At 39.2% G+C, this 15,435-nt stretch carries 5 protein-coding genes; all 5 read right to left on the bottom strand.

All coding sequences use genetic code 11. The annotated features are described in order from the left end of the window. Positions 1-106: 106 nt before the first annotated feature. Genes P2W73_RS25425 through P2W73_RS25405 form a run of 5 tightly spaced genes read right to left on the bottom strand, consistent with a single transcriptional unit; the run spans position 107 to position 15,383 of the window. Positions 107-301: a hypothetical protein gene (locus P2W73_RS25425; protein ID WP_276504923.1), complete on the bottom strand. Its 195-nt coding sequence runs from the start codon at positions 299-301 to the stop codon at positions 107-109. 19 nt (positions 302-320) lie between these two features. Further along, the gene (locus tag P2W73_RS25420; RefSeq protein WP_276504922.1) at positions 321-4,208 is read right to left on the bottom strand and encodes an Eco57I restriction-modification methylase domain-containing protein; all 3,888 of its coding nucleotides are present in this window, start codon (positions 4,206-4,208) and stop codon (positions 321-323) included. Between the two features lie 8 nt (positions 4,209-4,216). Beyond that, positions 4,217-7,264, bottom strand: a complete 3,048-nt coding sequence (locus P2W73_RS25415; protein WP_276504921.1) for a TrlF family AAA-like ATPase — start codon at positions 7,262-7,264, stop codon at positions 4,217-4,219. A gap of 38 nt (positions 7,265-7,302) precedes the next feature. Further along, positions 7,303-10,122: a DUF8741 domain-containing protein gene (locus P2W73_RS25410; protein ID WP_276504920.1), complete on the bottom strand. Its 2,820-nt coding sequence runs from the start codon at positions 10,120-10,122 to the stop codon at positions 7,303-7,305. A gap of 5 nt (positions 10,123-10,127) precedes the next feature. Continuing rightward, positions 10,128-15,383, bottom strand: coding sequence for a DEAD/DEAH box helicase (locus P2W73_RS25405; RefSeq protein ID WP_276504919.1), 5,256 nt, complete (start codon positions 15,381-15,383; stop codon positions 10,128-10,130). Positions 15,384-15,435 lie beyond the last annotated feature (52 nt).

Below are 15,435 nucleotides of genomic sequence, written 5' to 3'. Positions count from 1 at the left end.
CACCGGCAAGCGGAAATCATTTACAAATTGAAGCGCAGCCGGTCGTGGATAAAGCGGCGGATAACAAAAAGAAAATTACATTTGAAAACTCTAATTAACCCTGGCACTAAAATAAGGGGAGCTTACAAAACGGTTCAATACGAAACGGATTGTCGGGGTTTGATACACTTCCATAAATAAAATCGCTGTACTGCCTGGTAGGAATAGTGTTGGGTAAAGGCTTAAAATCAAGTATTTTTTCCTTACTATACTCGGGTCCGGCGGCCAGTAAGGCATCAATAAATTCTTTACTGTAAGACATATGGTTTAGGTTTAAAAGTTTATTCCTGCTTAAACATTCCTCCGTAGCTACTGTCTGGCTCATCAACCCTACTTACTTCGTCATTTGCCTTATACCCTTTCTTCTTTCTACCCTTCTTATCCCACAACCCCGCCTTTACTTCTTCTTCATGAATTTTATGGTTAAGCTCGAGTAAACGTTTGAGCACTTCTTCGCGGGCATCTGGGTGGATGGTGAAGCGGATGCGGTCGTTTTCGGGAAGGTAGTCTACTTTGTAGAAATCGTGGCGGAGCTGGATATCACTCCAGCCATAGGCATCTAATACCGCATTATCCATTTGAACATGCAGTTCTCTTAGTTTAACAATACCGGCAATGGCTTCTTCCATGCTGCAAGTACCTTCTGTTTTTTGCAAATGATTCCACAGGTTCCAAATCTCTTTGCCGTATTGCTTTTCGATGACCTTTTTAGCTACGCCTTGCAAAACTGAAGTTGAAATACCCAGCTTTATTTCCGGCGCATGAAAGGCATTGAAAGTTTTTGTAAGGCCCAACCGGATAGCATGCATGAGTTGGCGACGGTGTCCGTCATAAGTTTCGCCGATTGTTTCTAACTGCTGAGTTCGTTGTTGGATGGGCGTTTTCGGAAACGGGAAAGTTTGAAAACAATCCTCCACTGAATACCTTCTGTCAGACTTAAGCCTTGAACTATACTTCCAAGCCCATGCTTCATGTAAGGAACTTTGTAGATAACAGAGCATGTAACCTCTTTCTTGTGCAATAACAACTGTAGCATCTGAAAAAACCATATTTGAGCGAATAAATGAAAAACCATGGGTTTTTGTTACTCTTGTATGGATAAGTACTCGCTCCAAACTTTTTATTTTTGAATACAAGGCCTTTCTTAATCGCCAGAATTGCCACCAAGGTGCTGAAGCAACATCTTTTGATTTTGACAACCTAAATGATTTCACTTTATTGTCAACGATTTCAAAACAGTCAGGATATCTTTTAGCCATATCTAGTGACATGTCTGAAAAATTAATTACCCATCTGCTAGCTTCAAACGAATAGGAACTATTCAGATCATCACCATTTAAATAAGGGAATAAAACTTCTTTATTATCGGGGTTTGCTGTTATAAGCTTCTCTGCCATTTTCGGATCAATTAGAAACCCGTCACCGAAAACATAGCTACCATTGAAACCGAAGTTCTCATTCTGAACTAATGGTTCAGGAGAGCCTTTACTAATGCCTGTTTCCAAAAAGGAATTTATCTCACCGACTAAAGTATCATGCAAATATTTTCTTCCAATGAACTTTCCTTTGAAAACTGAAATTAATGACACGATTACGGCAGCTTTCCCAGGCCAGCGTATAGACTTCGCAGCATAATTAATAACGCCTTCTTCTGCTAATATGATTTCCAAGCCTCCAAGCCTTGTGTCACCTTCAGAAATGGAGTTGGTCGCTATCAAAGACAAATACCTATTCTGTCCTGTTATTGAATATATCCTCCTAAGAAAATATCCTAACAAATCACATCTATTTGAGGCTCCTTTGTAATTAAAAGTTATATACTCATAATAGGACTTTTCAAATGCGCCGCTAATTAATGTGCCCCCTAAGTAGGGTGGATTTCCCAATATGCAATCAAAACCACCTTCATTAAACACTTCCGGAAATTCCAAAAACCAATGAAAGAATCGTTTTTCTTTTGCAACCGTTTCCGCCTTGGCTAATTTATTGCTTTGCAATACACCCATATGTTTGTTTACCTGGCGTAAAAAGCTGCGGTATTCTGCATCAGTCAACAAATAAGGTTTGTTGCCATCTATTTTTGGAATAAAGAACTGGGCTACCTGTGCATCAGCCAGTTGTTTCATGCGTATGCGGTGGTAATCGCTTTCATACTGTCGGTATTGCTTTTCCTTATTCGCTATTTCTTCAGGTGTACGTTCGGGCAGGTTTTTAAAGAGTTTGTATTGTTCAATAACTGCTTCCAATTCTGCTTTAGCAGCACCATCAAAATCAAATGCTGTTTGTTCCATTTGTTTGCGTTCCTGTTTGTTGCGCTTTAAAAAAGAAGTTGCTATGTTCTTATCATCACCAGGTAATGTTTTAAACGCTTCATCCGCTATGCCTTTTTCCAGTTCATCTTTATGGGCTAAACCCACAATGGCATCACCACATTTAATGTGGTGGTCTAAAAAGTTCAATGGCTCACCTGGGTTATGTGCTTCTAGCCACATGGCCACCTTACACAACTCTACGGCCAACGGGTTTTTATCTACACCGTAAATGCAATGATTAATTGCATCCCGTATGGCTTGCCGCAACACTGTTGGCGAGGGTTGGTCTTCTTTACTACGCAGCTTAGCCAGTTCAAACCCAATGCGTCTTGCAGCCGATAATAAAATATGCCCACTACCGCAAGCCACATCGCAAACCTTTAAAGATAACAAACCTGCTTCGGGGTTCGATTCTTTTAGTTTATCGTGTATCAGGTAGTCAAGTGAGTGTTGTATTAATGGCTTTACCAACTCTTCCGGTGTATAATGGCTACCGCTTCTGCTCCGTTCGTTACCAGCTTTAAATATAAACAGGGGTTGTGTAGCCGGCTCCAGCAGTTGCGGTTCATATTCCAGCAAGCCTTCATATACCGAACCAAATTCTTCCACATCCAGATCGGCATAATTTACCCGTACCCGTTGGCCGTTTTCGCTTTCAAACGTTACGAGATGGCGTAGTACTTTCAGGAGTGAATCGTTGTCCAGCACCTGTTCACCCATAATACCCAGTACATCAGAAGAAAATAAACCTGAGCCTAAGGGAGCAATGCCAAGTTGCTTTCCATACTTACTGTTTTCAAACAAAGTAAAGCAGGTAACCAGCGATTGCCATAAATCTGTTTTCTTGGGATCTACATACACTGTCTTCTCCACCAGCCTGCACAAACGCTGTACGCTGTAATAGTTGTAATAAATAGTTCGCTGCTGTTCCTGTTGTTCATCTCTGTTGGCCGGATAAATAAGCTTCCGTTCTTCAATCACCATCAGAAACAATAACCTGTAAATGATTCGAAGATTATAGAGATAGTAATCTTGTGCATTCAGTTGATTGGCTGCAATTGCTGTTCGTAAACTTTCGTTTACATTGCTTTGCAAAAAACCATTCGCCAGCTCTTTAATGGAAGTTTCTACCGCAATACTCAGCCGCTCTCGTATACGTGAACCCGATGCCAATGCTTCCAAGTGATAAAACTCCAGAATACTATCTTTACTGGTATCCAAAGTTTGCGGCATGCGGCTGGCATGTAACACACGATACAACAGCGCAAACTCTGCATAGAGGCTTTCCTCCATCATTTGCTCCAGGTTAAATTCCAGATAACTAAGTCGGCTGAGCCGGGTAGCATCACGCAGCAACCGCAAAAACTTACCATTGCTCACCAGTGCATACATGTGTTCCTGGTTATTGAGGTATTCCTGTGCCAATGCATGCGGAGAGAGTCGTGGACCGCCTGTTTCGGCCCTTGCATCAAGTGATTGGTTGATGCCTACAAAATGCACCGGATATTGATCGAGATTGGTTGCCCTGAAACTGATGGCATAGGTTTTACCGTTGATGAGTTCGGCTTGTGACGCAGATAATTCGTAACCGAGAATACCTATCAGGGGTTTCATCCAATAGTTACGTGTTTCGGTGGTACCGGTATCGGTGACGGAAAGCTGTTCCCGTTTTTGTTTGAATGCTTTCCAGTGCGACAGTGCTAAAGACCAGGCCAGGCTGATTTCATCACGTACAGATGCATGCGGATCGAGATTAAAATCTTTTGCCTGTTGAAAACGAATATCCTCTGTGCGGATTTTTTCCAGCACCTCACTACTGAGGATATTACCTTGTATGTTAATAGAAGAATAGTTCATGGACGATATTATTGACGCCGTTCAATTATCTTGTAAGTATTTGTTCTTGTATTCAATGCCGGGAATGTTCCTTCTAAAATATCTATTACAGCATCATTAATTAGTTTATTTTCCAGAGAGCCACTTATAAACTGAACAGCATTCTTATTTTGCTTATCTATGTTAATGTGAACGATTTGCTCAGAATCGCATGCAACCGCTATATTTGGATTGTGCGTTACAATAATTATTTGCCTTTTGTCCTTAGCTTCCTTAATAAATTGAACAAGAATTTTAAATACGCTCTGGTTGTCCAAATTTTCTTCAGGTTGGTCAATTATAAGTGGGATGTCATTTTGGTCAAGCGTTAAGTAGAAGATCAGAAGCAAAGCGCCTCTTTCTCCTGGGGAAAGTTCCGATATATTCTTTTCACCCAATTTAAGTTTATATTCTGGCTCTAGGTAGTCAAGATTGAAAAGAAAAGAATATAAGTCTAATACTGAGTATCCTTTTTTCAATTGTTTCTCAATATCTCGTTTTTCACCTTTGAATTCATCTCTTCTGTCAAAATGAAGATTATCGATCATTTCGTTTAGGAATCCGACTATGCCATTTTCGGTTTTTAAATCATGATTAACTGTGATGTGGGTAAGTCGCTCAATGCCGGTTGGATTTCCAATAAAACTTCCTTTTGAGCCTAGACTTATGTGATCAAAAAACTTTTCCGTTAATCCGTTTATTTTGTAATCAACATCTAGATTGATACTGTAATTTTCGAGTACGTCACCGTATGTTTTGATAAAGTCAGAAACGGGTTTAAACAATGATCTATATAAGGTGATGGTTTCTTCCTTTTTGGTAAAAAGTTTTTGCACAGCTCCAATTCGTTCTTCCCGATGTCGTTCTATTTCTGCTAAAAGTGAATTTTCCAAGTACTCGATTTGAGACTTGAAAAAAGTTATTGTTCCATCTTTTTCTGCAACTCCTATTAGGGAGGATCGCTTTTCCTCCCAAGACTTCAAATCGTCAATAAATTTCTGATACCTTTTTGAATGGTCATCAAGTTTATCCTGCAATTCCTTAATTTCATTGCTTAGGGTTATTTTATCTAATAAGGATCCGTTTTCTGAACCATTACCAAGATCTAATTCTATTAATTTTGCCTGTTGGTCTTTTTCAGTTATTAGTGATGTAATTTTTGATTTATCTATTTTTATAGTAACCACATCATCAAATGCCAAGTTATTTCTTGAAAGCGTGGGCATTATTTCGTTTCTGAGTCTGACTAATTGATTCTCAAAAACTGAAACACTTTGATTTGCTTTTTCTAATTCAGCAATATCAAGTCCCAATACTTTTAGTTGGGAGTGCTTATTTGTTATAACTTCCTCAAGCACTTTAAGCTTCATTCTTTTTACGTCAATTTCATTGGAAACTAATCTATTCTGTTGCAGTACTGTGGGGTCAGTAGGGGGATCTACTGAATTAGGTTTTGCAAGTTCATGAGCCTTAAGTTCATTTTCTTTTTCTTTCAATTTTTCATCAATTGCTTTTCGATAGTCGTCAGATTGCTTTTTCTCCAGTTCAATCAGAATTTTATTGGTTGTCGCAATCTCCCTTTTCAGTTCTTCAATTCCATCATTAAGAATCTCAGTTTTATATTCTATTAATTCGTTCAAATTCGCTTTCCCTAACCTTTCTGCCTCTGATAAGTGAGAAAAGATCACTTGCCTTAGTTCTTTTTCAAAATCATCCACATCCTCATTACATAACCTTTCCAAAAAGCCTTGTGGGATATATTTTACTTTTTCTACATTGGTTGCTTCAGGATTTTGGTTAAGTCTCTTAACGTCAGAGCTTTCGTCTTGCCAGTTTATACTCGCTTCATAATGCTCTGATTTATTAATGGGCTTCTTCTTGCGAAATTTCTGATCGTTTAAAAAGGAAAAGAAATTAAAGTTTGGAGTATTTCCAACAAGACCTATTGAGTCTGCGATTGCGCTTTTGCCGTTGCCCTTATTCCCTATGATCGCAACCATTGAAGGGTTTAATGGTAGTTCAAATTTATCAAACCACGTTTCTGTTAAAGGTGAATTATCAACTTTATTAATTGTTAATGACTTTATGAATTTGGTTTTGTTCGCTTCGAATCTTTCTAATAGAGGAGGTTTACTTCCTATATAAATTCTAGCTTTATCATTGGAAACCTGTTTTAAACCTTCAAATGTAGTATCTGATTTTAACCAAGTAAATGAATTGCCAATACGATCCTTGTCAGTTGTGTCAGAAAAATTATGCGCATCGCTGCAATCCAATAGCATGCTTTTTACCTTTTGAGTATCTAAAGCGGCAATATGTTTAGAATAATCCTTAGGTTTTTCAAGTGAAATAAAAGAAAAGTTTGCATCATTAATAATACTTTTTTTAAGTACGGCCGAACCGTCCCACCGCATTGTATCCCATTCTGATTTCCCGATAGCTGTTAAACAACTTCCTTTAAAAAATCCCTTTGTAATGTCCATGACAGTTTTATAGTCAAAAAAGATATTCCAAAAACCGACCTTTAAATCTGAGCCGTTAATTTCTACAGTGGATGTATCCTTAATTTGTTTTCCAATTTGCGCCAGTGCCTCTTTTGTTGCCACCCCCTTGAAGTCAACTCCTTCAATGTCCGGTGAAATTTTTATTGAATGTTGAATTGCACTTAAAAACTGTGCTTCGATTATTTCAGGGGTATTTTCATTTGAGAATATAACGTGAAGATTAATTTTTTTCCATGCTTCATCGCCAACTGAAGCGAACTTATCTACTCTCAATTCTATAACCGGCAATATTAAATCGATGTTCGTGAGCCTTCCAGCTTCTTTGTATTCCAAGACTTTTCGATACCCATCTAAAAAGATGTAATCATTGATGCCGATTACTTTATATTCATTTGGCAATTTTTCAAGGTCATCAATGAATTTTTCCCATGCCTCAGGTGTGTCACCACCATAATGCTGAACAATCGATTTTGGAGTATGAACATGTAAGTCCCATTTACGCCATTCCGAACCTTTTATATATTTATTTGCCATTTGAACAGTTATGTTATTGGTTTTGATTTTTACATAATTTAAAGATTCTTCGGTTGAGGCATCAGGATATATACCCCCATTACATCAGGAGGCAACACGGGTGTAGCTTTTTCATAGCGGCGTCCGCCAATTAAATCCTTAAACCGGCTGTGGGCTGTTACCAATTCATCGGCTCTGTTACCTGCCAGTTCCAAAAACTGTTGTTTCATTTCATCGAAGCGGCTCATTTCATTTTTTATATCTGCCTGTTGCCGCTCTGCTGAAAGGTTTGATAAACTGCGTGACTCAAGTAAGAGCGTCTTTGCTTCTTTAAAGTCGAGTATTTTTGTTTTACCATCTACAGAGCTGTACCCCCAGAGATACATTTCTTCTGCGATGCTTTCCTTTTTGGACGAAACTTCTTTGATGACGTTTCTTACACGGAACACTACTAATACTGTTTTTGTGAAAACGGTATCAGTTTGTACTTCACAAACCCGGGCAATTTTTCCATACTCCGTTCTTGGTTCAAAAGACAAGGCAATTAAGAACTGGCAAAGCAATTCCGTAAACTTATGGTTACGCCCAATGTAGATATAGCCTTTTGGTGTAGGTGAGTCAAAACTCAATTTCACTGTAGCAACGTTATTAAAACAGCGGCTGATATGGGCTGGCAGGTTTTGCGGCCTTAAGATGAAACCTACTTTACGATCTGGTTCGCAGGAACCACCTAACTGTTGCACGGCACTGCAAACAAAATGCTTTACTGTTTTAATATCGCCAATGGCTTCATCAACTGCTTCGAGATCGGCTTTGATAGTTGCGGGATCAATGGTTTCATGCGCAAATATGCTTCGGATGTTTTCACCTTTTTTACGTGCCAGTTCTAATTCATTACTGATGGTCTCATCAGTATCTTTAAACAGCTCCTGCTGAACGGCATCTTTTTTATTGTTGAATAAAAGACGTTGAGCAGCTTCTGTCATTATCGACTTGCTATTCTCACCTATGCTGATGGATACACCGGTTGAACGTTGAATATCCCGTACTTTACGGATGAGTACTTCCAGGATAAACATATCCATATCGTTGTTCTCACCATAAAGCACATAGGTTTTTACAATGGGTGCCGCCTGTCCAAAGCGGTCAACCCGACCTTCCCTTTGTTCAATACGGTTGGGATTCCATGGTAAATCATAATGCAATACTGCAGTAAACTGATCCTGCAGATTAATACCTTCACTCAAGCAATCTGTTGCTACCAATATCCTTTTTTCACTCTTACCCATGAGTTCTATACGTTCCTTTCGTTGTTCATCAGCCAATTCAGAAGTAATGGCTTCGATATGAATATTATTAGGCAAAACTTCTTTCAATCGTTCAGCTACATAATTAGCTGTGGGGATGTAATGACAGAAGATAATGGGAGCAAATCCTTCTTTCACCCATTCTTTTACCAACTTAATCGTTGTCTCAATTTTCTGATCAGTCTTACTATTGAAAATAGATTGTGCTTCTTTATGCAGATCATCTAACTCTTTTAATTCGTTATTGGCAAAATTGAGATTTTCAATCAAGTCCTGCCGGGGCACATCCGATACCTGATCGAGTTCCTCAAAAAGTGTATTTTCTAAATTGTCTTCTACTCCCAATAGACCATCCTCCTCAATTTTTTCCTTTCTTCGTGTAAGCATTTCCATGGCCATTGCAGGGCTCGACATAGATCCTTTGATTAATGAAATGGCTGCCCACGAACGAAGCAAACGGGTGTGTTCGTTCATTGCTTTTCCAGCAGTAGAAATTCCCTTTGCAAAATGTAGAAGTCTGTTATAAAAAAGTAAGTATTCGTTGGTCAAAATAAAACCTAATTCTTTTGAATCCCGTTCCGGAAACTCTGTACTTTCATTTAACCATCTTTTGATGTTCTCTCTTTTACGTTGAACAAAATGGCGGGCTAGTTTTTTTCTGTCCACCGCTTCAATGGTTTCAAAATTCAGTTTCGAAAATTCAGGCTTCAATAACCCAAGTAAAGAGGCAAACTCGCTATCCTTGCCACTATGCGGTGTCGCTGTTAATAAAACAATCTGACGTTCCTTGTTTGCTGACAGATCATGTAGTAAGGCAAAACGTTGTTGTTGCGATTTGCTTTTAGCACCTGCCGGTAATGTACATGTATGTGCTTCATCCACGATAATAAACTCCGGACAATCGTTCAGAAAGATTCCTCTACGTTTGTCGGCTTTTACATAATCAATAGAAACAACCTGGTAAGGGACATGGTGAAACACGCTTTGATCGTCTGGTAGTTGCCGATCGAGTTTGGCAGCCGTACTGGAACGAATGATTTCAGCTTGTATGTCTAATTTATCTCGTAACTCCTGTTGCCATTGTTCACAGAGATGCGGTGGACAGATAACTGCAAAACGTTTTACCTCGCCACGCTCCATCAATTCTTTAAGGATGATTAGCGCCTCTATTGTTTTACCTATACCTACATCATCGGCTATCAATAACCGTGTCGTATCCATTTTAAGAGACATTACTAATGGAATCAACTGATAAGCTCTTGGTCTGAAAGATAATTTCCCCATACAGCGGAATGGGCCCGATGCATTACGAAAGGATAAACGAAAAGCATCATATAACAAACGTGCAGTTTCAAATGACCCAATCTGTTCAGGATTCGGTTCTGGAAAATTCGCAGATGTTATTTTCTCGTGAGGGATGGTGATCGGAAGAAAAATGGCTGTTTCTTCTTCTTCTGAACCACCCAAAGGTTTTATACGTAAAAGATCAGGATCATCAGATGGTAATACCATCCAATCCCGTTGTCGGTAATGTACAAGTGTTCCCGGTTTATGTTTTACGGTTGTGGACATAATTATTATCCTAATTTTCGAAAAATATCTTTCCTGTTATTGATTAGCTCTTCGAGTGGCGTTAGATAATGCCAGACAATGACATCATACCCGGCATCTTTCAGTAAAGCCCTTTTGTGTTCATCATCTTTTTTAACCCGCTCATCATCGTGCACTGATCCATCACAAAATATCAGTACTGGACCATTTCCGCTCTTGTACACAAAGTCAACGCTGATAAAAAAATCTTCCATTCTTACCTGCGCCTTGTGTGGCAACGCTAGTTTGTTTTTGTAGAGATGTTTTAGGAGTGGCAATTCTGAATGGCTCGATTTATCATAACTGCACAACAACTGCTGGTATTGCTGTTCGTAATCATTTCCATTATTCACCTGCGAAACATCGCAATCCATCAGATATTCAAGTATTTCTTTAATGTTATGCCTATCCAGAATATCATGATGTCGCTGGTTGTAATAGGAAAGCAGGTCTTCGTATGAAGCCCTGGGTAATTTTTGTCCGTATTCTGTCTCAGTTCTTGTTTCAGGATCAAAATGTAGCGCCCTGTAGGCGGTGTCGAATAGATCTTTCAGCTTACGTGGTTCATCAATGAGTTGCGATAGAATACCTAAACTACCCTGTGCCGCTTCGTAGATTAATAAATTCGGGGCTTCGGGATTGCCCATTACAGTTACACCAATCTCGCTTCCTTCAACTTGGAACTGAATTTCAATAGCTCGTTTTAAAGCATAGCTTAGGCTTATAATCTGCGCAGCACTTAATTGCAAATTGGCTAAAGGCTGTAAATAAAGAGTGTCAGCAGTTTCACGAACAAAGAGTAATACATCTCTTTTGTTGTTGAATGCAGCTTCATCTTCTAATTCCTTTTGAGTGAGCCATTTCCCATTCCGGGTATCTAACGCAAATCCTTCACGATCATCAGCTGCCCGTCTTGTTTTGCGATTTAATTTTATAAGCTCGGTCGATTGGCCGTATATCAGTTTCAGTAATTCCGTATCTGCATTTTTTATGATTGCCTCTTTGGTGTGTTCAATGCCTGATGGATAACGGAAGTATTCCTCTATTTCATATCCCTTTGATGACCTTTCTTCTTCGATACATGAAATACGTTCCCTCGGGCGTGCTTCTGTTTCACTGAGTTCAATCAGATTGGTTTTGAACTCAACATTTGCGCCCCTCAATTCATTTTTGGTTATTGGGTCGTTATTGGCTACCTGCGCTTCATCGTCTAGGAATGCGTAGCCGGTATCTCTAGAGATTTTTATCCTTCTCTGCAATTCATCAGGATTAAGAATACTCATTCTATTTACCTCATATTTGCTACCGTTATGATACAAAACATTTTGCGGTGCAAATTCTCTTAAAGCGACAGCCCGTGATCTGGAAATATATTCACCCTGATCTGAATGTTTGTGACCTACAAAAGTCCGTACCGGGAGGCGGGTGAAGTTGTAGCCTGGCAAAAAACCTTCTGCTGCTAAATATCGAAAAACATAAAACTCCGATTCATTGCCTATTTCTTTGTTTGCATCATTTAATAAAAGCTCTACCTGTTTAAGCCCGGCATTATGCCTCCTTTTAGCATCCCTTTTTATGTCACTGTCCTGCCGTATGGTTACATCATCTAAAATGGCGCGTGAGGCATTAATCATTTTACGGGCTGTCCGGTACAAGTGAATCCACCGCTTGAAAGAAGTTTCAAACCTAGTAGCGAAAGAGTTTATTTTTTGTTCAAACCAATTATCTGAATACCACCAGGCTTTTTTTAATTCCGGTTCAATTGTCTTTATTATATTTTTAAAGTTCGTAGTCCAATAATTTCTTTGTGTAGCAATACCGTTGCTAATAGCATCCAATATGGATTGCTTTACAATAATGTTATTTTCATTGCTAATGTCTAGTAATACCGAAACAGATGCTTTTAATTCTTTAATGCCCAACTCCATAAGAATATAGGCATTAAAATGCCCGGTCAACAACTCTTCATTTACAAGATCAATCCGGGGCGGAACCACCGAACCTGCAACCATTTTATCGGATGCTTTGAAATAATTCTGATCATGTGGCGACCATGCGGAACAATAAGTAACAACCACAGCGGTTTGTCCACTTCTCCCGGCACGACCACTACGTTGGGCATAGTTAGCAGGGTTAGGAGGAACATTGCGCATGTGTACGATATTCAAGTTGGCGATGTCAATACCCAATTCCATTGTCGGAGAACAATACAGACCGGCCAATTTACCCGTTCTGAATTCATCTTCCCTTTGAATTCTATCATCTGAATTTAACTGTCCCGTGTGCTCACGCCCGATTAATTCCCTTCCGAATTGTTGAAAATCGGTTTGGTACAATGCTTTGAAAAAATAGTTAGGCGCGATAGCTAAAGGTCGATAAGCATTAATTCGGGTATAGTCTAATAATACAGTTTCACCATCACCCGCGAACCATCTTAGGCAGTCTGTGCGCAATAAGTAACCGTTAACATTGCCGTTCTCGCCACGTAGCCCCTCATGTTTAATTAAAAATCCGGTGTTTACCAAAAGATCACAAAGCGTTTCGATATAGTTCCTGAAATCATCCTGACTTAACCAATCTAGTTCAGCATCAGAAAATTCTCTTTTCAGAAATTTCCCGAAACCCGACCTGGCACCCATGCTGGCAAAATAGATACCTCGTTGTGTACTTCGGCCAGGGCGAACTGATACCATATAAGCAGGCCGGTCCAATTTCTCATTATGGTCCAATGACCAAAGTTTATTTTCATCCAGCCTATTACGAAGCAGATTTTCTGTTTCTGCAAAATCTTCTGCCAGGAACCGATGATACAAAGCAAAATTGGTTCGGAAATAATTTAGTAATTGCGTAAGGATATGTTTTCGTTTTACCGGAGTGGCATTGTCCAATAAAATCATTCCCTCAAAGCGATTATGAAGTTCAACCAGTTTGTCTAACCTGTTGTATTCAATCGTAAGTAATGCCGTTTGTTCCAGGTTGGGTAGGGTATAGCGCCATCCTTTCTTAAGATCCTGAAAAATTCGGATAAGCACGTAGGCTTTAATAGCTTTTTCATTTTCTAGTTCTGGGAAATCCGGATCCCTGCTTATAAAATTTGGGTTTGTATAATCAGTTTCTTTCAACTTCAACTCTTGTAGTACCCTTTCTGCGATATTGTTGATTTCTAATCCTTCCGCATTTTTTAAAGCGGCTTTGTGCAATCCTGACCTCAATCGTACGGACGCTATAAAATCGTTGAAATGCCCGGCCTGAAGTGCAGCATCCTGGCGGTTATCTGTAAAACTTAAGAGTTTTTGGTTTTCGATTTCTTCCTTCTGTTCTAACAAAGATTTTACGATGCCATAGGAAAGAATGGTAGTAGCAGTACTTCTACCCTCATGACCAAGGCTCGTCAATTTTGTATTCTCATTGGTTTTGGAATCTTCATAAAACACTCCCGCCGTCGGATCAACCCTCAATTTGACCGGGAGGTAATAGCCTTTTAAGGGATAGATAGGTTGTTTGGAATATTTGCCTTCGGAATTAAAATATACAGGTTGTGGCATGTGCCATTCGTAATATGGCCTGAAGGCATTATTCGCATTATTGAGCCAGCTTTCGGGCGCCAGGTCAAGAAGGTTCTCATTCCAGAATTCTTCTCCTTCATCTAATATCAAATAACCAAATCTTAAATTATTTTCATTCAGGTTTTCACCTGATAGTTCCTTTTGACTGAAAGTTTGAACAGGAGTTTCCGGATTCCTGGGAAGCAACAATTGCTCAGCAGTATTTTTTTCCACGCATAAAAAATCGATACCGGAATAGCGGCTGAATAACACAGGGTATATTAGTTTTTCTCCTTGTTCATCTTTTATATATCGGCCAGACTTTATTGTTATTCTTCGGCTGCTTCTAGGCTCAAGTGTTACTGCAACTGTGCTTGTTTGCGATATAAACTGATGAAAGCGAAATGGTAAAAAATTCTTTCTCGAACCTGCAAGCCTGTTTTTTTCATTAAGTTTTTCGGCCCATTGTAACAAATCTTTAATGGTGTTATTTGCAAGGCTTATGCTGACTTCAGTTTCGGCCTTCAATCTTTCTCCAATTTTACTAATGGATAGAGGAATACCACGCTCCAATTTCCCATCATTATTCAGCAAAGCAATTTTCACCTCGAGCCAATTACTTATAGGATGGTTCACGAAGACGATTTCGTCTGCTTCTTTGTTAATTCCATCCAGGGCAGCTTTCCTTAGTTCCATTGCATTTGGCAATTTTCCGTTTGTACAGGTTCTTAATTGCTCATCTACAATTTGACTGCTTTGAAAAGAATCGCCGAATATTTTGCTTGCCACTTCTGCAACAGCTTGTTTTTTTTCATCCGGTGTTCCTTTTGACGCCATAGTTGCGGAAGTGCCAATACATACAAGTGGTTGAGTGCAATGATTCTTAATTCTTCGAATAAGCATGCTTACATCCGAACCTTGCCTTCCTTTATAGGTGTGCAATTCGTCGAATACCAGAAACCCCAAACTACTCTTTATAGAATCCCTAAGCCATGCTTCAGAAGATCTGGTCATAATCAATTCCAACATCATGTAGTTGGTCAGGATTATATCGGGTTCATACATTTTTACTTTATCCCGAAAATCTTGTTTTTCCTGGCCAGTATATTTGGCATAAGAAACAGGAAATCTAACAGTGGTTATTGCATAGAGCTCGGTTAGTATTTGATCCAGGGTCTTTTTTTTCTTTTCTTTGATTGATCCTGATGGAAGAAATGATTCCAGGTAATTAATTTCATACTTTTTAATTTCTTCTTCCTGCGAGTTAATGAGGGCATTCATAGGATAGACCAAGATGGCTTTCACGCCTTTGTGATTTCCTATTCCCTTATTAAAAATATAATTAAATATAGTAGCAAGATATGTAAGCGACTTACCTGACCCCGTACCCGATGTTACGACAAATCCTTTGTTGGCAAGGCCGGTTCTTAATGCCTCCACCTGATGATTGTATAGGTTATACTCCCCGAATACTTTTGGCAAATTTGAATTTACAACACCTTCCTTCACCAGGTCGTTTAATGATTGATCGGTTCGGTATGCGGGATTGAATTGCACCAAAGGCTCTGGGATAAAGCCATCACTCTCAAATGATTTCTTTACCTCTTCCTGTATTCTCTTATCGTCAATTGATAAAAACGAATTGAGATAATTTCTATAATTGGTTACAATATTGTCATGAGTAATAAATGCGTCCATGTTGATGTTATTTTAGTATTTCACTGTACTGTAGTCCGTTGCTTGAAATCGG

It is taken from the genome of Terrimonas pollutisoli (assembly GCF_029360765.1).
Lineage (GTDB): Bacteria > Bacteroidota > Bacteroidia > Chitinophagales > Chitinophagaceae > Terrimonas_B > Terrimonas_B pollutisoli.
Note: the sequence above shows the minus strand (reverse complement) of the source record. Positions and strands in the feature narration are given on the sequence as shown.